The 20,526-nt window shown below is 71.2% G+C and carries 13 protein-coding genes; 6 read left to right on the top strand and 7 right to left on the bottom strand.

What is annotated here, in order from left to right; all coding sequences use genetic code 11:
* The first annotated feature begins 93 nt into the window (after positions 1-93).
* Positions 94-3,498: an AfsR/SARP family transcriptional regulator gene (locus tag FNH04_RS04315; protein WP_322722577.1), complete on the top strand. Its 3,405-nt coding sequence runs from the start codon at positions 94-96 to the stop codon at positions 3,496-3,498.
* Between the two features lie 134 nt (positions 3,499-3,632).
* Here the strand turns inward: FNH04_RS04315 and FNH04_RS04310 are convergent, their stop codons facing one another.
* The 5 genes from FNH04_RS04310 to FNH04_RS04290 form a co-directional block, all read right to left on the bottom strand.
* Complete coding sequence (locus FNH04_RS04310; RefSeq protein WP_228031108.1) at positions 3,633-6,203, bottom strand: DUF6185 family protein; 2,571 nt, start codon at positions 6,201-6,203, stop codon at positions 3,633-3,635.
* Positions 6,204-6,376: 173 nt separating this feature from the next.
* Positions 6,377-7,501 (bottom strand): XdhC family protein, encoded by a 1,125-nt coding sequence (locus FNH04_RS04305; protein ID WP_152780445.1) that lies wholly within the window; start codon positions 7,499-7,501, stop codon positions 6,377-6,379.
* 128 nt (positions 7,502-7,629) lie between these two features.
* A complete protein-coding gene (locus tag FNH04_RS04300; RefSeq protein ID WP_322722576.1) occupies positions 7,630-9,822 on the bottom strand; it encodes a xanthine dehydrogenase family protein molybdopterin-binding subunit in 2,193 nt (730 codons plus the stop codon).
* Positions 9,819-10,799, bottom strand: a complete 981-nt coding sequence (locus FNH04_RS04295; protein WP_152780443.1) for an FAD binding domain-containing protein — start codon at positions 10,797-10,799, stop codon at positions 9,819-9,821. Before FNH04_RS04295 ends, FNH04_RS04300 begins: the two co-directional genes overlap by 4 nt.
* A 12-nt stretch (positions 10,800-10,811) precedes the next feature.
* Positions 10,812-11,501, bottom strand: coding sequence for a (2Fe-2S)-binding protein (locus FNH04_RS04290; protein ID WP_152780441.1), 690 nt, complete (start codon positions 11,499-11,501; stop codon positions 10,812-10,814).
* A 258-nt stretch (positions 11,502-11,759) separates the two neighbouring features.
* Between FNH04_RS04290 and FNH04_RS04285 the strand changes: the two genes are divergently transcribed.
* Entirely contained in the window at positions 11,760-12,038 is a 279-nt protein-coding gene (locus tag FNH04_RS04285) for a glutaredoxin domain-containing protein (protein WP_322722575.1), read from the top strand.
* Positions 12,039-12,325: 287 nt separating this feature from the next.
* The gene (locus FNH04_RS04280; RefSeq protein ID WP_322722574.1) at positions 12,326-13,423 is read left to right on the top strand and encodes a hypothetical protein; all 1,098 of its coding nucleotides are present in this window, start codon (positions 12,326-12,328) and stop codon (positions 13,421-13,423) included.
* A 45-nt stretch (positions 13,424-13,468) separates the two neighbouring features.
* Here FNH04_RS04280 and FNH04_RS04275 read toward each other — a convergent pair whose 3' ends face one another.
* Positions 13,469-15,475 (bottom strand): helix-turn-helix domain-containing protein, encoded by a 2,007-nt coding sequence (locus FNH04_RS04275; RefSeq protein ID WP_322722573.1) that lies wholly within the window; start codon positions 15,473-15,475, stop codon positions 13,469-13,471.
* Positions 15,476-15,858: 383 nt separating this feature from the next.
* Here FNH04_RS04275 and FNH04_RS04270 point away from each other — a divergent pair, with 383 nt between their 5' ends.
* Positions 15,859-16,779 (top strand): transketolase family protein, encoded by a 921-nt coding sequence (locus FNH04_RS04270; RefSeq protein ID WP_152780437.1) that lies wholly within the window; start codon positions 15,859-15,861, stop codon positions 16,777-16,779.
* Between the two features lie 121 nt (positions 16,780-16,900).
* On the opposite strand, the gene FNH04_RS04265 is transcribed toward FNH04_RS04270, so the two are convergent.
* Positions 16,901-17,716, bottom strand: a complete 816-nt coding sequence (locus FNH04_RS04265; RefSeq protein WP_152780435.1) for a LuxR C-terminal-related transcriptional regulator — start codon at positions 17,714-17,716, stop codon at positions 16,901-16,903.
* Positions 17,717-18,244: 528 nt separating this feature from the next.
* Between FNH04_RS04265 and FNH04_RS04260 the strand changes: the two genes are divergently transcribed.
* Positions 18,245-19,594 (top strand): sugar phosphate nucleotidyltransferase, encoded by a 1,350-nt coding sequence (locus FNH04_RS04260; protein ID WP_152780473.1) that lies wholly within the window; start codon positions 18,245-18,247, stop codon positions 19,592-19,594.
* Positions 19,595-19,630: 36 nt separating this feature from the next.
* Entirely contained in the window at positions 19,631-20,332 is a 702-nt protein-coding gene (locus FNH04_RS04255; protein ID WP_152780433.1) for an SDR family oxidoreductase, read from the top strand.
* Positions 20,333-20,526: the final 194 nt, after the last annotated feature.

Below are 20,526 nucleotides of genomic sequence, written 5' to 3'. Positions count from 1 at the left end.
CTTCCGTGCCCGCCGGTCTGCGTACATCTCAGTGGTTCTCAGTCGTGTCTCTGCAACCATGTCGGGACACGCTGCAACGCCGATGAATTTTCGATGATGTACGGAAGCGGGGGCGGGGAGTTGGACAGCGGACCTCCTCAGCGGCTTCGGATCGCGGTGCTCGGGCCGCTACGAGCCTGGCGGGACGGATCACCACTGGATCTGGGGCCTGTCAAACGGCAGGCCGTACTGGCCGCGTTGCTGCTCCGTCAGGGTGCCGTGGTGAGCCATGGGCAACTGCTCGACGGGGTGTGGGGATCGGAGCCACCCGCGTCCGGCCACAAGGTGCTGGCCAGTCACGTCAACCCGCTGCGCAGGGCGCTCGACGCGGAGAGCACCCGGCACACGGAGTCGGTGATCCGCAGTGGCAAGGGCTGGTACCGCTTCGTCGTCGACGGGATCCGGCTCGATGTCGCGGACCTGACCGAGCGGGGCGACGAGGCGCTGCGTACGAAGGCGTCCGGCGACCTGGACACCGCGACGGACCAGTTGTCCGCGGCGCTCGCGCTGTTCCGGGGCGAGCCCCTGGCCAACCTGCCGGGACCGTACGCGCAGGCCGAGCGGGAGCGGCTGTCGGAACGCCGGCGAGCGCTCCGGCTGAAGAGACTCGAGTGCCTGGTCCTGCTCGGCCGGTTCGGTGAGGCCCTGGACGACGTCGCCGCCGAGGCCGCGTCGAGTCCTTACGACGAGTCACTGCTGGCGTTGCGGATGCGGGCTCTGTACGGCTGCGAACGTCAGGCGGAAGCGCTGAACGCCTACCAGGGCATGCGCGTACGGCTGCGTGACGAACTCGGCGTCGATCCCGGTGAGGAGCTCCGCCGGGTGTACGAGGCGGTGCTGCGCCACGACGACGCCTCCCTCCTCGGTACGGCGGCTCCTCCCGCGCAGACGCTCTCCCGGCCCGCCGCCCGCGGTGATCACGCCGCGGCCGAGCCGATGCGACCAGGGGCACCGGGGCGGGCGGCTCACCCGCCGCGCGACAGCGCTCGGCCGGCGCCGGCCGAGTTGCCGCACGGCGCCGCGGGGTTCGCCGGCCGCACCGAAGAACTCGCCCGACTGCACGCGTTGCTTCCACCGGAGCAGGGCCGGGGGGTGGCGAACACGGTGGTCGTCTCCGCCATCGGCGGCGCCGCAGGCATCGGCAAGACCGCTCTGGCGGTGCACTGGGCGCACCAGGTGCGTGACCGCTTCCCGGACGGCCAGCTGTATGTGAACCTGCACGGATTCGACCACGACCGGCAGCCGCTCAGGCCCGGAGAAGCCCTTGAGCTGCTTCTGCGGAGCCTGGGGCTCGCGGCGTCGGAGATACCGGCGAACGACGAGGCGCAGGCGCGTGCGTACCGGACCCTGCTGGCTGACAAGCGCCTGTTGGTCCTGCTGGACAACGCCGCCTCGGCGGAGCAGGTCCGTCCGCTGCTCCCGGGCAGCCCGTCGTGCTGCGTCGTCGTGACCAGTCGCAACCGGCTCGGCGATCTCGTGGCCCGCGACGGCGCCCACGCCCTGCCGTTGGATCTCCTGCTGCCGGCCGAGGCCCGCGCGCTGCTGAGCGAGACACTCGGCACCGACCGGCTGTCCGCCGAACCGCTCGCGGCCGACGAACTGATCCGGCTGTGTGGCAGCCTTCCGCTGGCGCTGCGCGTGGCCGCCGCGAGGCTGGCGGGCGATCCGGGCCTGCGCCTGGCCGACCTGGTCACTGAGATGTCCGAGGGCAACCGGCTTGAGGCGCTGGAGCCGGACGGTGACGACGGCTCCCCTTTGCGGACGGCCTTCTCCGCGTCGTACGGAGTTCTGGCCCCTGCCGCCCGCCGGCTGTTCCGCCTGCTCGGACTGTTCCCCGGCCCGGAGCTCACCGCCGATACCGCGGCGGCTCTCCTGGACGCACCGGTGCAGCAGGCCCGCCGCCTGCTCAGTGCCTTGGCCGCCGCCCACCTGATCGAACCGGCGACGGCGGGCCGGTACCGCTTCCATGATCTTCTGCGCGAGTACGCGCAGGAGCGTGCGCAGGTGGAGGAGACCGCGGCGGATCGCGGTGCCGCGTTGAGACGCGTCCTGATCCGGTACCTGAACGCCGCTCGCGCCGCCGGAGGAACCTGGCTCTTCCCGGAGTTGCCCCACGACCTCGCCCCAGGCGATCAGCCGGACGTTTCGTTCGCTGCCGGAGCCGGACCATGGCTGGAGGCGGAGCGGGCGAATCTGCTCGCCGTCATCAACCATGCCGGCCGCCACGGTCCCCGCCCGGTCGCCTGGCACCTGACCAACGCGCTGTTCGGCTACTTCTGGCTCCATCTGCCGCGGGCGACATGGGAGGCCACCGCACAGACGGCGCTGGACGCGGCCACGGCCGAGGGCGACCTGTTCGGCCAGGCGGCCATGCACAGCAGCCTCGGACTGCTCAAGTCGGACCGGGGGTACGGCAGGCAGGCGGTCGATCACCACACACGCGTACGCGACATCAGTCGGGAGCTCGGCTGGGCGGTGGGCGAGGCGGCGGGCCTCGGCGGCATGGCCCAGGCGGAATGGAGCATGGCGCGCCTCGACAGTGCGCGCGAGCATGTCGTCACCGGCTTGCGGATCACCCGTGACGTCGGAAACCGTCACCTTGAAGCGTTGGGGTTGGTCGTCCTCGGTGTGACCTGCCGGGATCTGGGCCGGCTGCGCGAGGCTGCCGGCCACATCGAACTGGCCATGAAGCGGAATGAGGAGATCGGCTGGAACGACCACAGCCTGGCTCTGCAGAATCTTGGCCTGGTGTACTGGGAACTCGGCCGTCTGGCCGATGGCCTGGAGATCCTCGGTCTCGGGGTGATCGGTGACAGGAGCGGCGGATACCGCAACGACCGCGCCATGATGCTGGACGCCGTCGCGAGGATCAACATCGAACTCGGCCGCCACGACGAGGCGCTGGAACAGGCCGAGCGTGCCTTCGCCATGGTCAAGGACAAAGGACGGCGCTGGATTCAGGCCGGCATCCTCAACACGGTCGCCGCCGCCCACCGAAGCCTGACCGATTTCGACCGATCGGTGCGGGCCGGCCACCGGGCTCTCACCCTGGCCCGCGAGTCGCGACACCAACGCACGGAAGCGGACTGCGTCTTGGGGCTCTCCCTCACGCACGAGCAACGGGGCCGGTACGACGAGGCCCGCAGCCACGCCGAACAGGCGCTGAGCCTGGCGCGCGACCACTCGTTCCGCGTGGTGGAGGGCCAGGCCCTGACGGCCCTGTGCGCGATAGCGGAGTCCGAGGCGGCCCACCCCACAGCCGTCAGGCTCGGCCACGAGGCCTTGGCCATGCACCGCAGGACCGGCCACCGTCTCGGCGAAGCCCGGACCTTGATGGTCCTCAGCCGCGCCCTGCACGAAACCGAGGACGCAGCCGCCGCCCCCATGAGGCAGCAGGCCCTGGCCGTCTTCTCAGCCGTCGGCGTACCGCCGGTGGGGTACGAAGATCTCGACTGGTGAGTAACAGTGCGACGGCCGGCACAACGGCGAGACCGGCCCGTCCGCATGTGACGCGCGGTGGGGGTGCGGCTCGTGGGTGGTCGGCTCGGCGGTCGTGCGGCCGCGTGTCGCCCGACGGTGATCGTGGGGCAGCCTCAGCTGCCTTCCGCACCTCCCGACGTGCCGACTCTCGGTTCCGGGGGCCCGGCGTTGTCGGTGAAGAACTGCCACAGGGTGAGGAAGGCGATGAGCTGGGCGAACAAGTAGGCCATCTGCAGGGAGAAGTACCGCATCTGGTAGATGGACAGCAGCAACCCGAGGCGGCTCTGCCAGTAACGACGTTCACCTCGGAAGGTGTCCAGGTCGAGGGCCATGCCGGTGAGCGTCATGACCAGGAGCATGGCCGCCGCGTACAGGGCCAGGTTGGTCTGTCCTTGCCGGGTGAACCAGTTGCCGATGGCGTCGAGCCCTATCGGGAGGGCGAAGGCGGCCGTGATCGGCAGGCTCCGCACCGGTCCTCGGCGTCCGGGGAGCCGGCGCCAGAGCGCGCCCAGCAGGAATCCGGCCCCGGCCCAGGTGACTTCCCAGTAGACGAATCCCATCAGGACGCCGGGAAGTCCGAAGCCGTAGTGGAGGGTCGTCGTCAGGAACTCCCCCCTCAGGTTCTCGGTCCAGACGAGGAGGGCGCTCACGGGCAACCCGATGAGCCCGGCGAGCAGAGCGGCCCGACGGCCGTTCTCCCACCATGCCGCGTGGGGCCCCAGCGCGAGGGCCGCGTCGACAACGGAGATGTCGGTGGGGAGTTTGTCGGCGGCTCCCGAGGGGGCCTGCCAGCGGTGGAGGCCGCGCAGCTCGCGTTCGTAGACGCGTCGGCTGTGCGCCTCGTCGTCGGACTGTCCCTGGTCGAGGCGACGCAGCTTGGCGTGCACCTCCCTGAACCTGCGGGCCCGGTCGAGCAGATCGTGCCGCCGTGGCTCGTCGAGCGCGTCTCTCAGCGGGGCCCCGGAACGCTGCAGTGGCCTGTCGAGTACGCCTTTGCCCCTGCTGAGCACGATGACCAGCTGCAGAGCACCGAGGTTCACGAAGACCCACAGCCAGCTCACTACGCCGTTGTTGACGAACCATCCCAGGCCCAGGCCGACCATGGACGGAAAGAAGAGGAGCATCCAGAGCTCGTCGATCCGATCCGGGTCCTGCGGGGAGGCCGCGAACCGGTGCGCCCGGGCCCGGAGGACGGCGAGGATCGCCAGACCGATGAGGATCCAGTCGTAAGTGAGCCACCAGTCCGTGCTGATGGTGCTGAACCAGGTGAGCTCGCTCCCCAGTGCTTTCACATGGGCGATTCCGTAGGCCGCGTCACCGTGCGCGCTCAGCCAGGAGGCGCGCTGCCAGTTCCGTTCCCTGGTGATCCCCACACACAGGCCGATGATGCCGACGGTGAGGACGATCAGCGGTGCCGCGTGGCGCAGTGTGAGGTCGCGCGGTTCGTTCGGCCCGCCCGGAGTCCTCGGGGAGCGAGGGCTGATCAGCCCGGCCGAGCGGGCCAGCCGCCAACCGGTCGCCGCCGTCCCCAGGAGGAGGAGGGCGAAGACGCTGCCGGCCGCGGCGAACAGCGCCGCAATCGCGTTGTCGTCTGTGTCTTCGAGGAGAAAGGCGTGCGCGGTCAGCCCGAAGCGCTCGGGTCGGACGGCCACGGCCAGCACGGGCGCGGTGAGGACCGCGCCGGCCAGCCAGACGGTGGGTCGCGGACGGCCGAAGACGAGGAGAACCCAGCCGAGGACAAGGCCGACGAAGAGACCGTGGTACGCCTGCAGGTCGTTGTTCCAGCTGTCGATGCGGAAGTGGTCGCCCAGTAGGCGGTAGAGAACGTCCTCACCCCTGTTCACCAGGGATATCGCCAGATACAGCCACGCCCACCGGGCCGCCGTGGTGACGTGCGTCGTCTCATTCGGTGTCAGGGTCCCGGCCCGTCTGGTTCTGGCGGCCGCGCCGAGCACCAGAACGGCCAGGGACCAGTCCCAGAGCAACTCGCCGGACACGCTGGTGGTGAGGAAGCGCAGGCGGTCGTCCTGTGCCGCCCACGAGCGCTGCCAGGCGGGGTTCAGGCGCACATCGACGGCCGGCATGGCCTGGCGGGGCTTCTGCCGCCAGACCAGACCGGTGTCCCCCTCACCGGTCGCCGGTCTGGGCTTGGCCATGATGGCGCTGGAGGAGCCCGGGTCCACCACAACGGACGTCCATCTCGCGCGCCGCAGGGCCTCGGACGGGTTCAGGCGGATGCGCCAGTGGTCCTTGCCGATCTCGACGTCCCAGGGGCCGACATAGGTCATGCCCTGATCGTCGGCCCAGGCATAGAAGTCGACCCGGACCTTCACGGCGTCCTTCTCCGCCGTGATGCGCGGAGCGCGGGAACGCCATTCGTCCCACCACGTGTACTGCGTCCCCGGCCCCCTCAGCAGGCAGCGCATCGCCCGCCGGTAGGCCTCGGAGTCCTCGCCCAGGAGGAGCCCGGTCGCATACGTCCATGTGGAGGGGACGCGGACCGTCAGCCGGCTGACGACCTTGGTGTGCGTCCGGCGTTCGTGCTCCAGCCGTACGGACGCACTCACCCGGGCCTTGGCGAGACTCCCGCTACGGCAGAGGTCGTCCGACGCGCGTGCGACGTGGCCGGGGTACGCGAAGCCGCCGAGCAGCAGAGCCATCAGTACGACTACGCAGGCCCTCAACCCCGCTCCCCCGACGCGCAGTTGTCTTTCCCCCCATGGTGATCGGAGACCCTGCTCCGCTGCTCCCTGGTTTACCCGGAGTCAGGACGTTTGAGTCTTGTGGGTGGCATGGTCGTGGACGCCGGCGGGCGCGTGCACGGGCCCCGACCAGGAACTGCCGGCCTCGCCCTCCGTCAGCTGACGGCGACCGGGCGCCGGTGGATCGGGCCCGTGCCCCGGGTCAGGGGCAGGCCCGTGCCCTCGTTGGTGTGGGCGATGATCTCCGCGGTGATGGAGACCGCCGTCTCCTCCGGCGTACGCGCCCCGAGGTCGAGACCGATCGGAGACCGCAGCCGGGCCAACCGGCCTTCCGTGACGCCCTCCTCCCGCAGGAGGCGCAGGCGTTCGCCGTGGGTGCGCCGGGATCCCATCGCACCGACGTAGCCGACGGGGAGCTCAAGTGCGAGGCGCAGCAAGGGGATGTCGAACTTGGCGTCGTGGGTGAGGACGCAGAGTGCGGTACGGGCGTCCACCTGCGTCTGTCCCAGGTAGCGGTGCGGCCAGTCGACCACCACCTCGTCCGCGTACGGGAACCGGGCCGCCGTGGCGAAGACGGGCCGGGCGTCGCACACGGTGACCCGGTAGCCCAGGAAAGCCCCGGCCCGACTGAGCGCGGCGGCGAAGTCGACGGCGCCGAAGACCAGCATGCGCGGGCGGGACGCGTGGACGTGGACGAGGAGGGTCAGCGGTTCGGGGCAGCCGTCCCCGTCCCCGCCGACCGTGACGCGGGCGGTGCGGCCCGCCCGCAGCAGCGCCCGCGCTTCGTCCGCCGCCGGCCGGTCCGCCGACCCGTCGCCCAGGGTGCCGTAGGTGATGCCGCCGTCGGCGAGGACGCTCAGGGTGGCGCCGAGGAGATCGTCCGGGCCGTCGACGACCTGTGCCACGGCTGCGGGCCGGCCCTCCACGACCTCTTCGAGGGCCACCGCGAGGTGTGGCCCGTCGGACCGGTCGACGCGCCGGACGAGTACGTCGAGCTCGCCGCCGCAGGTCAGCCCGACGGCAGAGGCATCGTCGTCGGAGTAGCCGAACCAGGCGCGCTGCGGAACGCCTCCGTCGTGGAGCACCTGCCGACACAGCTCGTGGACGGCTCCCTCGACACAGCCGCCGGAGATGCTGCCGACCGCGTTGCCGTCCGCGTCCACCGCGACCGACGTACCGGTCGGCAGGGGCGCGCTGCCGCGGACGTCGACGACGGTGGCCAGGGCGAAGGGGCGTGTCTCGCGGCACCAACGGTGCAGTGTGTCCGCGATGTTCAGCATGAACGGGCTCCTTCGGGGAGGCCGGCGTGGGCGGGCCGCCGCCGGAGAGCGTCGCTCCACGCGGCGGCGGCCCTCGATGGTCCGGCAGCGGGACGGGGGTGAGCCGCTCGCCGACCGGAGTGCGGGCGTCAGAGCAACGCCTCGGCCGTGATGGGCAGTTCGCGGATCCGGCGGCCGGTGGCGTTGAAGACCGCGTTGGCGATGGCCGGCGCCACGCCGACGATGACGACCTCGCCGAGGCCCTTGACGCCGATGGGGTCGGCCTCGTAGTCCTCCCCTTCCAGGTAGATCGCCCTGAGGTCGGGGACGTCGGCGTTCACCGGGACCAGGTAGTCGGCCAGGCCGGCATTGGCGATCCGGCCGTCGCGGTGGTCGGTGACCGTGTGCTCCAGCAGGGCCGCGCCGATACCGCCCACCATGCCGCCGATCGCCTGGCTGTCCGCCAGCTTGGGGCTGATGATCCGGCCCGCGTCGTACACGGCGAGCATCCGCCGCACCCGTACCAGACCCAGTGTCGCGTCCACCGCCACCTCGGTGAACACGGCGCTGTAGGCGCTGATGGAGCGCCGCTCCCCTCTCGGTGGGGAGAAGGAGGCCTCCGCTTCGAGGCGGGCGCGGTCGTTGCGGGTCAGCAGCCGCTGGTACGTCTCGCCGCGCGTCGGGTTCCCCTGCACGTGCAGTCGGCCGCCCCGGACCACGACGTCGTCGGGCGACACCCCGTGCAGCGGCGATTCCTCGTCCCCGACGGCCAGCTCGATCGCCTGCCGCCGGAGCTGGTCGCAGACGTCGAGGGTGGCGGAGCCGATGCTCGCCATGGTCATCGAGCCGCCGTGCGGCGGGGTCTGCGGGTAGCGGGAGTCGCCGAGCCGGAAGTCGACCGCGCGCACGGCGAGCCCGAGCGCGTCGGCGGCGACCTGGGTCTGGGAGGTGTACGTGCCCGGGCCCATGTCGCTGGTGGCGGACTCGATCACCGCCGTGCCGTCGGCGTTCAGGCGGGCCCGGGTCCGGGCCGGAGCGACTGCGGTGTGGTAGACGCCCGCGGCCATGCCCATGCCGATCAGCCAGTCGCCGTCACGTGTCGAGCGCGGACTCTGTTTGCGCCGGTCCCAGCCGAACTCGCGGGCGCCGACCGTGTAGCACTCGAGCAGCCGGCGCGTGGAGAACGGCGCGTTGTCCGACGGGTCCTGGGCCGGCTCGTTGCGGCGGCGCAGCTCGATCGGGTCGATGCCGAGCTCGTGGGCGAGTTCGTCCATGGCCGACTCGATGACGTAGGACCCCGTGGCCGCGCCGGGACCGCGCATCCAGATCGGGCTGTTCACATCCAGCGGCACCGTCCGATAGGCCTGGCGGACGCCGGGTGTGCTGTAGAGCATCTGCCCGGGCGACATGACGGCCTCGGTGAACGTCTCGTACGACGAGGTCTCCGCGTCGATCCCGTGGTCCGCGGCGACCAGGCGGCCGTTCCGGTCGCCGCCGAGGCGCAGCCGGTACTCGTAGGCGGGCCGGAAGCCGGTGCCGTAGTACATCTGCTTGCGGGTCAGGACCAGCTTGACCGGGCGGCCCGTCTCCCGCGCGGCCAGCGCGGCGACCACGGTGTGCGGCCAGCAGCGCAGCCCGCTGCCGAAGGCGCCCCCGACGAACGGGTTGATGACCCGCACGGAGTCCGGCGGCACATCGAACACCGTGGAGAGCTCCGTCTGCGTGCCGGGCACCCACTGCGTCTTGTCCCACACGGTGAGCCGGTTGCCGTCCCAGCGGGCGATCGTGGCGTGTGTCTCCATCGGGTTGTGGTGGTTGCGCGCCATGCGATACGTCAGGTCCAGCCGCACGTCCGCGTCGCGCAGCCCGGCTTCCACGTCACCGCGCGCGTAGTTCGCCGGCCGGCCCGGCTCGCCCTCGGCGAGGTCCGTCGTGGGCCGCTCGGCGTCGTAGCCGACCTTCACCAGGCTCGCGCCGTGCTGGGCGGCCTCCAGCGTGGTGGCCACCACGACGGCGACCGGCTGGCCGTGGAAGAGCACGCGGTCGTCCTGGAAGACCCGCAGCCTGCGGCCGGGCAGGTTGTTCGACCCCGGATTGTCGCGGTACGGCAGCGTCGGCGCGTTGCCGTGATGGATCACCCGCAGCACGCCCGGATGGGCGAGCGCGGCGTCCGTGTCGACGCCGGTGATACGGCCGCGGCCGATGCTCGCGTCGACGATGACGGCGTGCACGACCCCGTCGACGTCGAACTCGGCGGCGTACCGTGCCTCGCCCGTGACCTTCAGCCGGCCGTCCACCCGGGACAGCGGCGCGCCCACGGCTGCCTGCGGCTGGGGGCTCACTTCGTACCTCCTACGACGCGCAGTTGGCGTTCGACGGTCCGCTTGAGCAGTTCGACCTTGAAGCGGTTGTTCTCCAGCGGGCGGGCTCCCTCCGCCGCCTTCTCGGCGGCCGCTGTCCACAGGGCGTCCGACGGGCGTTCACCGACGAGGTGCCGCTCGACCGCGGGCAGCTTCCACGGCACCGTGCCCACTCCCCCGGCGGCGACCCTGGCCTCGCGGATCACCCCGCCGCGCATGTGCAGCGCGACTGCCGCCGAGGTCAGCGCGAACTCGTACGACTGACGGTCGCGCACCTTCAGATAGCCGGACCTCAGCGGACGCGGCAGGGCGGGGATCTCCACCGCCGTGATCAACTCGCCCTGCCGGATGGCGTGCTCCCGGTGGGGGGTGTTGCCGGGCCGCAGCAGGAAGTCGGCGAAGGGCACCCCGCGCTTCCCGTCCGGGCCCAGCAGGTGCACGGTCGCCTCCAGTGCGGCGAAGGCCACGGCCACGTCGGAGGGGTGGGTGGCCACGCAGGAGTCGGTGGTGCCGAGGACGGCGTGCGTACGGTTGAAGCCGTGCAGGGCGGCACAGCCCGAGCCGGGGTCGCGCTTGTTGCAGTCGGCGGTCACGTCCCGGAAGTACGTGCAGCGGGTGCGCTGCATGATGTTGCCGCCGATGGTGGCCATGTTCCGCAGCTGGGCCGAGGCGCTCAGCTCCAGCGCCTGGGAGATGACGGGGTACAGGGTTCGCACCTTGGGGTGGGCGGCTGTCTGCGCCATGGTCACCAGCGCACCGACGCGCAGGCCCCCGCGCTCGGTGACGCTGACCTCGCGCAGCGGCAGGCCACTGATGTCGACCAGGTTCCCGGGACGTTCGACGGTCTCGCGCATCAGGTCGACCAGTGTGGTGCCGCCGGCGATGTAACGGCCGCCTCGGCGCCCGGCGTCGAGAGCCTCTCGTGTGCCGGAGGCGCGGGTGTAGGCGAAGGGATGCATGACGGCCGCCCCTTACTTCCGGCCCGCGGTCTGCTGGACCGCGCGCACGATCTTCACGTAGCAGCCGCAGCGGCAGATGTTGCCGCTCATCCACTCCCGGATCTCCTCCGGCGAGCCGGTGTGCCCCTCCTCGATGCAGCCGACGCCGGAGACGATCTGTCCGGGGGTGCAGTAGCCGCACTGGAAGGCGTCCTGGTCGATGAACGCCTTCTGCAGCGGGTGGAGTCGGTCCCCGTCGGCCAGGCCCTCGATCGTGGTGACCTCGGCGCCCTCCAGCCGGACGGCGAGCGTGAGGCAGGAGTTGACCCTCCCCCAGCCTCCGGCCGGGGGGACCCCCATCTCGCTGCGCTCGCCGTCGACGAGGACCGTGCACGCCCCGCAGGCCCCGGCGTTGCAGCCCTTCTTCGAGCCCGTCAGGCCGAAGTGCTCGCGCAGCAGGTCCAGCAGTGAGGTGCGGTTGTCGACGGTCACGGTCCGCCGGGTGCCGTTGACCGTGAGGGAGACTCGGCTGGAGGGCGGTGCCTCGGCGGCAGTTGCTTCCTCCGGGCCGAGAAGGGATCCGCCTCCGATCACGCCGCCGGCGACGACGGCACCACCCACCGCGGTACTGGTGGCGATGAAGGTGCGCCGAGTGGGCGTCGAGGAGGACTCGCCGGCTCCGGTGGGGGGTGGAACGGCGGACTCAGGGAGTTCGATGGACATACGTATGCCTTCGCATCGCGGACGGGTCGGCCGTGCGCAGCGGGCACGGCAGGGGGCGGGATACGGGATGGGCGTCGCCGCAGGACCTGGGAAGCCGCGCTCGGTCAGCCGCGGCACGTCACGCGGGAAGTCTGGCATCGCGAGGGGCGTCCGTGGCAGGGAGAGTTTTGTCCCCCCATCCTTGGCCGCCCCCACTGGTGCACGATGGCTCGACGCTGGTCAACCAGCGTGCGTGAAAGGGAAACGAGGGAGAGACCTGTGTCCGAGGAGCCCGGTGGCGTAGTCGTCTATTGGCGCCCCATGTGTACGTACTGCATGAAGCTGCTCACCCAACTCCGCTTCACACGGCTGCAGTACACCAGGGTGAACATCTGGCGGGACCCCGACGCGGCGGCGTTCGTCCGGTCGGTCGCGGACGGGAACGAGACGGTGCCCACCGTGACCGTCACCGGCCGAGCCATGGTGAACCCCTCGAAGCGAGAGCTACTGGAAGCGGTCGAGGCCTACGCACCGCATCTGCTGCCCAAGGGCAGCTGACCGCTTCGGCCCGGACCGGAGTGACCGGTCCTCGACCGCTGGGGTCGTGGTCATGCAGGGTTCCCGCGAAGGGGTGTTCGCCCTTCGAGGATCTTCAGGCCGCGAATCGTAGTACGGGCCCGCGGGCGGGCCGGGGCGAGGCGAGGCGAGGCGATCGTGAGCGTTGCCGTGCGGGCCCCTCTCCGGTTGTCACCGACGTGTTGGCGTCGCCGAGGCGTGTGATGATGCACGGACACCGGTCGGCCCTGGGGAAGGGGCCGGAGCTCTGGGAGGGGACGGGAGCGGTCGTGGGCAAGGATGGGACGTCCATACCGGACGAGGAGTGGGAGCGCTTCCTGCGGGAGGCCGAGGCCGGGGTCCAGGACGCCCCCGAGGAGCCGTCGGCGCGGGCCCGGATGGTGGCGCGGCGGCTGCGGGAGGAGCCCGGCCCGCCGAGGGGGTGGCGGACTCACGAACCGCCGCGGCGGAAACGGGGCAAGGGCTGGTACGTGGTCGGTCTGCTGCTCGCGGTCGGCCTGCTCGTCGTGGCGCTGGATCCGGGGCGGGTGGTCGGATGGTTCGGCGGCGGAGACGGTGAGAGCGCACCGCTCGCCACGGAGTCGGAGCGTCCGGACCAGCCGCCACCGACCGAGGCGGCGGACCAACAGCCCACGCTGGAGCAGCCGTTCAAGGGGTCGCCCGCGGTGCGGTGGGGCGACGGGACGGCCGGGATCGGGCTGCCCGCGGCACGGGCGACCGGCTGGATGAGCAAGAAGCAGGTCGCGCGGGCGCTCGACCGGAGCCGGGACTTCCTCGCCGAGTCCAACCTTGACCCCGCCGTGCTGCGCGGGGAGCGGCCGAGCGAGGCGATCGCGCTGATCAACCCGCACCAGAAGGACGTCCAGGACTACCTGGCGACCGCGTTCAGCGCCCCCAGCGAGGAGAACGATCCGCTGCGGCTGTTCAGCCGGTTCGAGAAGTCGGAGGTGCGGCTCGTCGGGGACGTGGTCAAGACGCGGGGACGGATCACGTACCGGGAGGGGAAGCGCGGCGCGGTCGAGGTGACCACCGATGTCACGTACGTCTATCCGGTCGTACGCGCCGCCGAGGGAAGCGACGAGGTCGCGCGCACCATCGTGCGCCGCGAGGTCGTGATGAGCTGGGACGACCCGGCGAAGGTGATCACCGAGCCGGGTACGTTCTCCCTCGTCTCCTACACGTCGGACACCGCCAACGGCGGCTGCGACACCTACACCGGCTACTTCACACCCGAGTTCACCGCCGATCGTGCGACCTCGGGCTCGGGAGACGGCCGCGAGGTCGACCCGTACGACCGCAGCGAGTCGATGGACTCGCGGGTGCGGGATGCCGACGACGCGGGGTGCCGGACTGCCACCCGGACCTGAGCCGTGGTGGCCTGTGCGCAGGCACCCGCTCCGGACCCGCCTTGATCACGGCGTGTTCATGCCCCGGATCGTGTGGCGGGTCCGGCGCAGGCGTAGCGCCAGCTGGACTTCCAGGGACTGGGTGGGGTTCTGCCAGGACGGGCCGAGGAGTTCGGTGATGCGTTCCAGGCGGCGGGAGACCGTGTTGGCGTGGACGTGGAGGGTTTCCGCGGCTCGGCGGGGGGAGGCGCCGGAGGCGAAGTAGGCCTCCAGGGTGCGGGCCAGTTCGGTGGCGTGTGCCTCGTCGTAGTCGAGTACCGGGCCGATGGTGTCCGCGATGAACGCCGACGGGTCGGGGTGGTCCGTGAGCAGGAGGCCGAGGAAGCCCAGGTCCTGGGGCGAGGCGCTGCCTCCGGTGCTGCCGAGTGCGGTGATCGCGTCCAGGCACCGTTCGGCCTCGGTGAACGTGCGGTGGACGGAGGCCGCGTGGGTGACCGGTCCCGCCGAGCCGACCGTGACCGGGCGGTCGATGACGGCGCTCAGGCTCTCGGCGGCGGCCCGCCCGGCTGCCGAGGGGTCGCTGCCCGGCAGCAACAGGACGAGGCAGCCCTCGTCGGTGGTCTTCAGGCCTGTGTGCCGGGTGGCGTAGGAGGCGGCCCAGACCAGGGCCCGGCCCTGCGGGCCGCCATCCGGGCGGATGACCAGGACGACATGCGGCTCGTCCAGGGCGACTCCCAGCTGCTTCGCCCATGAGGAGAGTTGCTTCGGGGACCGCGGGGAGTCGCCGAGCAGTTCGCGCAACAGCTCGTCGCGCCCCGCGCCCTGGGCCGCCGCCGCACTGGCCTGCGTACGCAGGAGCACCGCCGTGGACTGGGCGACCACCTCCAGGAGCCGTACCCGGTCGGCATCGGACGCACCGCCGCCGGGGGCGAGGAACAGGGTGCCCAGCACCTCCTCGCCGGCGGTGGCCGGGCACAGCCACAGGCCGCCGGAGGAACGGATCGGCGCGCGCTCGGCGTGTGCGTCCAGCATGCGGCGGAACAACTCGTCCTCGTCGGGCTCGGGGAAGCCGCCCGTCTGCGCCAGGGTGTGCCCCTCCGCGTCGCGCACCATCAGGGGGCCGCCCAGATGGAGCGCGGCGGCCGACGCCAGCTCCGCCAGGTCGCAGCCGCGCAGCACCATGTCGATCAGCAGGGTGTGCACCCGGTTCAGCCGCCGGGCCGCGGACGAGGAGCCGCGGGCCCGCGCGGAGTCCCGCTCCAGTGCGCTGATCTCTTCATGGGCCCGGTCGAGCAGCCGGGCCCTCCCGATGGCCTGGGCAGCGAGGTCACCGAGTGACACCATCAGGCCGATCTCGTCCGAAGTGAAGTGGCGGACCGCGCGGTCGGCGACGTACAGGGTGCCGAAGGCGACCTCGCCCTCCTTCAACGGCACCGCCATCAGCGCGCGCAGCCCCTCCGCGCGTATCACGTCGTCGAGGGCCCCGACCCGGGGGAACCGCTCGTCCGCGAGACAGTCGGGGGTCCACAACGGCGCGGAGCGGGCCGGCCCGGCATGGCCGACCCCACCGCCGGGCGGGATGCGGAGGCCGACGGTGAGGATGGTGCACTCGCCGTCGACGGCGAGCACCCGCGCGTTTCCCTTGGCGCCTTCGGGGTCCTCGGCGCCTTTGGCGTTTTCAGCGTCTTTGGCGTCTTTGGCGTTTTCGGCGTCTTGGGTGTCTTCGGCCCGGTCGCTCAGACCGACCCAGGACAGGTCGACGTCCAGGAGCAGGCGGGCGCGGCGGGCGACGATGTCGAGGAGCGCGTCCACGTCGTGGGAGAGGGCCAGTTCGCGGGCGGTGTCCACCATCGCGGACAGGACCGTCTCACGCTGCCGGTGGCGGGCGGACAGACCGCGGACGTCCAGGGCCATGGCCCTGGCCCGGTCGAGCAGGAGAAGCGTTTCGGTGGAGGCCCCGGCGAGGCGCGCCCGCGCCGGAGGTTCGTCGAAGCGCCGCGCCGGTGCCTTCGAGGCCAGCAGCTCCAAGAGCCCGAGCAGCCCGTCGCGGACTAGGCGGCCCTCGTCAGGCACCCGTTCCTCACTCCCCTAGCGCCCCCGGGAGAGGATGGGACGACCCACAACGGGTCTCGGGGGCCTGGATGGCCTGCCGCTCCACCGTCGACGTGGCCGGAACCTGTCACTCCGCCCGTGGTGCCGCTCGCATCCAGGTGGTAGCTAACCAGGGAAGAGGTGTTCCAAACACCGGTTCGGATGCGGAACGTGGTTGTCCGAACACCTTATGTACGTCGGCCCGCTGACGGCACCCTTGGTCCAGGCCAGCCGCTTGGGGAGGCGGCAGGAGTCACGTCCGGGGAACTCGAGGGGGACTTTTGCTGGGGGGTTTCACGCGTGCTCGCTCTGCGAGTACGCCTGCACGGATCCCGGTGACGGGGACGCGAGGGGGAGACGAGGAGATGGAACCGTACGAGGTGGCCGGGGTGGTGCGGGAGCTCACTCCGGGCGCCGGGGTGGGGAGCCTTTCCGGGTACGAGGCCTACCGCCGGGAGCTGTGCGCGGTCGCCGCGCAGGACAGCCGTGTGGTGTGCCTCGCGGCATCACCGGGCGCCGTCGGCCACCCCTTCGAAGCGGCCCATCCAGACCGGTTCTTCGGGCTGCCCGGTATCGCCTCCGCCATGGTGGAGGTGGTGTCGGGGCTGGTCGCCGCCGGGTTCCGCCCGTTCGTCTGCACGGTGGCGTCCCCCACGGGGCCCGGCGCGGCGGGCAGTCTCCACCTGCGCACCCGCTATCTGGAGGCGGGGGCCACGGTCGTGACGCCGTACGCCGGTTTTCTGGAGGACTACGCGGTGCTGCGGCGTCTGAAGGGGGTGGCGCTCGCGGCGCCCTGCGGTGACGCGGAGACGCGGGCGGTCCTGCGGGCGGCGGCGCGTTCCGACCGGCCGTTCCATATCCGGGTCGGTGACGTTCCCGTCCCGGACTGGCCGCGCGCGGACCTCGGTCCCGAGGCGCCGGCGCCGGTCCCGCCCGTGTTCTGGGAGTTCACCGGTGCGCGCGCCCAGGCGGTCTGCCTGGTGTCCGTCGGCGAGGAGGGCGTCGGTCTGGCGCGGGCCGTACGGAAGGCGGCCCCTTGGCTCGCACACGCCCACCTGGTGTGTCTGGACGACGCCCATCTGGAGGCGGCGGCGGGCGAACTGGCCCTGAGACACAGCAAGTTCGTGGTCACGAGCGCGTGCCCGGGGGCCGGAGGGGTGGCCGCGACACTCGCACGGCTGCTGCCGGGGCGTGAGGTGACCGCCGCGCACGGCGCCGCCGATCGGGCCGGCGGTCAGGTGACAGGGGTGCTGAGGGCCGCGGACCAGCTGGCGGCCTGCGCGTGAGCACCCGGCCGGCGCCGGAGGCGTGAACCGGCCGTACGGTCCGCGCGCCACGCCGGCCCGTCGGCGGACGCCGGACATCCGGGCCGCTCACAGCACACCGCGCATCACAGCACACCGCGCATCAGAGCACGACGTCGTCCAGCAGCTCCGACTTCGCCAGCAGATAGGCGAGTTGCGCGCGGCTGCGGCTGTTGAGGGCCTCGGAGGCCTTCCTGATGTGGGTGGAGACGGTGCGCGTGCTGATGCCGAGCCGTTTGGAGATCGCGGCGTCGGTGTGGCCCTCGACCATGAGGCGGAGTACGGCCCGGCGGGTCTCGTCGGTCATCAGCGGCGGGCGGATCTGCTCCGGGGTGATGCTGACGGGCTCGGCGCGCTGCCAGGCGTGGTCGAAGACGGTGGCCAGATAGTGGACGATCGCCGGGTGCTCGATGACCAGCGCCGCCGTGCTGACGTCGAGCAGGGGGTCCGGGATGAAGGCGATGCGCCGGTCGTAGATGATCAGCCGGTCGAAGAGTTCGTCGAGTGTGCGTATCTCCGCTCCGGCCGTGGTCACCTTCTCGATATAGGCGAGGGTGGGGCCGTGGGTGCGCACGGTGTGCTGGTACAGCGTCCGCTGCTTGACTCCCCGGGACAGGAGCACGAGATCGTTCGGCAGTGCTCTGGCCAGGTTGTCCAGGGGCCTGGTGCCTCCCGGTTTGGCGGTGAGCAGTTCGTGTTCGCAGGCTTCGCGCGCCTGCTGGAGAGCGGCCCGGATGACATCGGAGCCGTTCAGCAGCCGTACCGCCGTGCCTGACTCGCGGTGCTCCTCGCGGTAGACGTCCTCCGCCGCGTAGAGGGCCTCCCGGATGGCGGCGATGGCGTGCTGTTGCACCAGGAGGGCGCGCTCGATGGGGCGCCGCAGTTCGCTGCTCGCGATGTCGGGAGGGACGGCTCCCATCAGTGCCGGGTCTTCGGCCAATGGCCGCAGCAGCCCCAGCTCCACGAGACATTCAGGGACTTCACCGGATAACGGACCATTGATCAAGGCGTGCCGATATCGCTCCAGACCCTCTCCGCAGAGAGTGACGACGTGAGGTTGCGGGAGAATGTCCGGATTTCTACACACATGACCCCCCTTCCGGTTTCTACATTGCGTGATCACGATGCTACCCGAAAGCAGTTCGAGGTTGTTTCCTGCGGCATGATTCAGGAGGCGGAAGCACACGAGTCTTTCAGCCAAAGGGGAGGGATTATGAAACTCACGGATTCTCCCGTGAAGAAGTTATTCGGAGTCCTGTCAACCGCTTTATTGATCGGCTCCGCAACGCAGTTCTCAGCCACCGAGCAGGCGTCGGCGGCATCCGCTCGGTCCGGGGGGATCGTCCATGAGCGGTCGGCCGGCGACCGGCCGTTCAGCCCGCTCGAGGACGAGTGGCCGTAGCTCCTCATTCATCGACCGCAGTTCACTCGACACGGTTGGGGCGTGATGAGAACCAAGGCGACCAGGCCGGAAACGGTAGGCATCATCCTGGCCGGCGGCCGCGGTGAACGGGCCAGGCCGATCACCCTGGAGTCCGCGGACTACATCAGGAGCAAGGCGCTCATCCCGTTCGTCGGCAGACGGCTCATCGAGTGGGTTCTCGACTCCTGCCGGGAACAGGGCATCCGCCGCTTCTACGTGGTGACGCACGGTCTGGAGAACCGCAACCAGATCAAGCTCCTGCTGGGGCACGGCGAGCGGTACGGCGTGTCGATCACGTACTCGCGCTCCCGCTTCGACCGCTACAACGCCGGTTCCGCCGGGGCCACCCTGCACAACCTCGAACAGTGGGACCTGCAGGGACGCGCCCTCGTCCTGCCCGTCGACTCCCTCTTCGACTTCGACCTGAAGGCGATGGAGGCGAGCCACGACACGCACGGCGCCCTGGTGACGGTGGCCTCGGTCGCGCGCACTCCCGCGGAGATCGCCCACAAGTACGGGGTGATGCGGACCGGCGAGACGGGTCTGGTGCGCGGCTTCGTGGAGAAGCCGGGCCTGACGGAGCTGGGCGAACTGTTCCCGCGGACGGTGCGCGACCCGCGGACCACGCTGCCCACCAACGCGGGAATGTACCTGGTGGACTGCGGCCGGCTGCGGCTGCTGGCGCGTGAGCCGGAGCTGTTCCGGCAGTCCCACCAACGGCTCGACTGGGGCGGCGACCTGCTGCCCTGGCTGGTCCGCCATGGCCATCCGGTGGCCACGCACACCATCGGCAGGCTCGGCGACCTGGGGAACGTACCGGACTACCTCGACACCGTGCGACTCGTACTCAACGGCGCGTACGAGCAGATGAACAGGTTGATGGACAGCCCCGACGACGTCGACGGGCGGCGCTGGATCCACGAGTCCAGCCTGCAGACGAAGGACGACGTCACCGGCACCACGCTCGCCCAGAAGATCGAACAGGGCTCGGTGGTGATCGGTCCCGGGGTCAGGATCGGCCAGGACGTGGAGATCGGGCCGGGAGTGCGCCTGGAGAGCGTGGACATCGGCGACGGGGCCGAGGTCCGCGAGGGCAGCACCCTGGTCCGGTCCACCGTGGGCGAGTCCGCGGTGGTCGGCGGCTACGCCGAGATAGCGGACAGCTATCTCGGACCGATGGCCGAGGTGCACTCGGAGCGCGCCCGGCCGGCCCGCCTCGAACGCTGGTCGGCCATCGGCGACGGCGCCGTGCTCCGGCCGGGATCGAGATTCTGCGGGGTGACCGTCTACCCGCGCCTCAAGGTGCCCGCGCTGACGGGCCTGCCGGCAAGAACCGAACTCAGGAACGCCGAGGACATCCTGCGCTGGCTGTGAACGGGTGCGAAGGCGTTCGACCAGGAGGGGGACCCCATGCAGAGCCCCATCGCCGTCGTGGGTGGAGCCGGCCGGCTCGGCGCACACATCACTCACCGGCTGGCAGAACAGGGCCATCAGGTACGGGTGGTGAGCCGTGACCCGCAAGGCGTCCGGCTTCCGCCCGGAGTGGAGCCGTACCGGGCCGACATACGGTACGCGGCGACGCTCACCCCGGCGCTGCGGGGCTGCGCGGGCGTCGTGTTCACCGTCGAGCCCGGAACCGCGAACTCCGGTCCCGACAGCCCGGAGGCCACCATGCACGACGGCGTGCGCAACGTGCTCGCCGCCGCCACCGAACGCGGCGAACGCCCGCATGTGGTGCTGGTCAGCCAGATCTACGTCACCCGCCGCGACCACCCGATGAACTCCTACGGCCGACTGCTCGACTGGCGGCTGCGGGGCGAGGACGCCCTGCGGACGTCCGGTCTTCCGTACACGGTGATACGGCCCAGCTGGCTGACCGACGAGCCCTTCGCCGGCGCCCGTGTCCGCCTGGAGCAGGAGGACCGGGGGAACGGCTGGGTCTCCAGGACGGCCGTCGCCGAGGCCTGTGTACAGGCACTCGTCGCCCCGGAGGCCCGGGGCAGGACCTTCGAGCTCTACAACGAGCCCGGGGAGGCCCCGCGCGACTGGGCACCGCTGTTCCGCCGGCTGACACCCGACCGGATGCTCGCCCGGTCCGGCTGGGGCGGCTGACCGGCGCCTCACGGGCCGGCGCCTCACCGGCCGGTACTTCCCGACCGGCGCTTCCCGACCAGCGCTTCCCAACGCCGCTGATCGCTGCGTGGAATCGACTCGAGTGCCCGGGAGAGTAACTCGTGGACGATATTCTCGGAGATTCCATCGGGCGGGTTCTGCCGATGTTCTGCGGACATGGGTCGGCCCTCTCT

It is taken from the genome of Streptomyces phyllanthi (assembly GCF_009377205.1).
Lineage (GTDB): Bacteria > Actinomycetota > Actinomycetes > Streptomycetales > Streptomycetaceae > Streptomyces > Streptomyces phyllanthi.
Note: the sequence above shows the minus strand (reverse complement) of the source record. Positions and strands in the feature narration are given on the sequence as shown.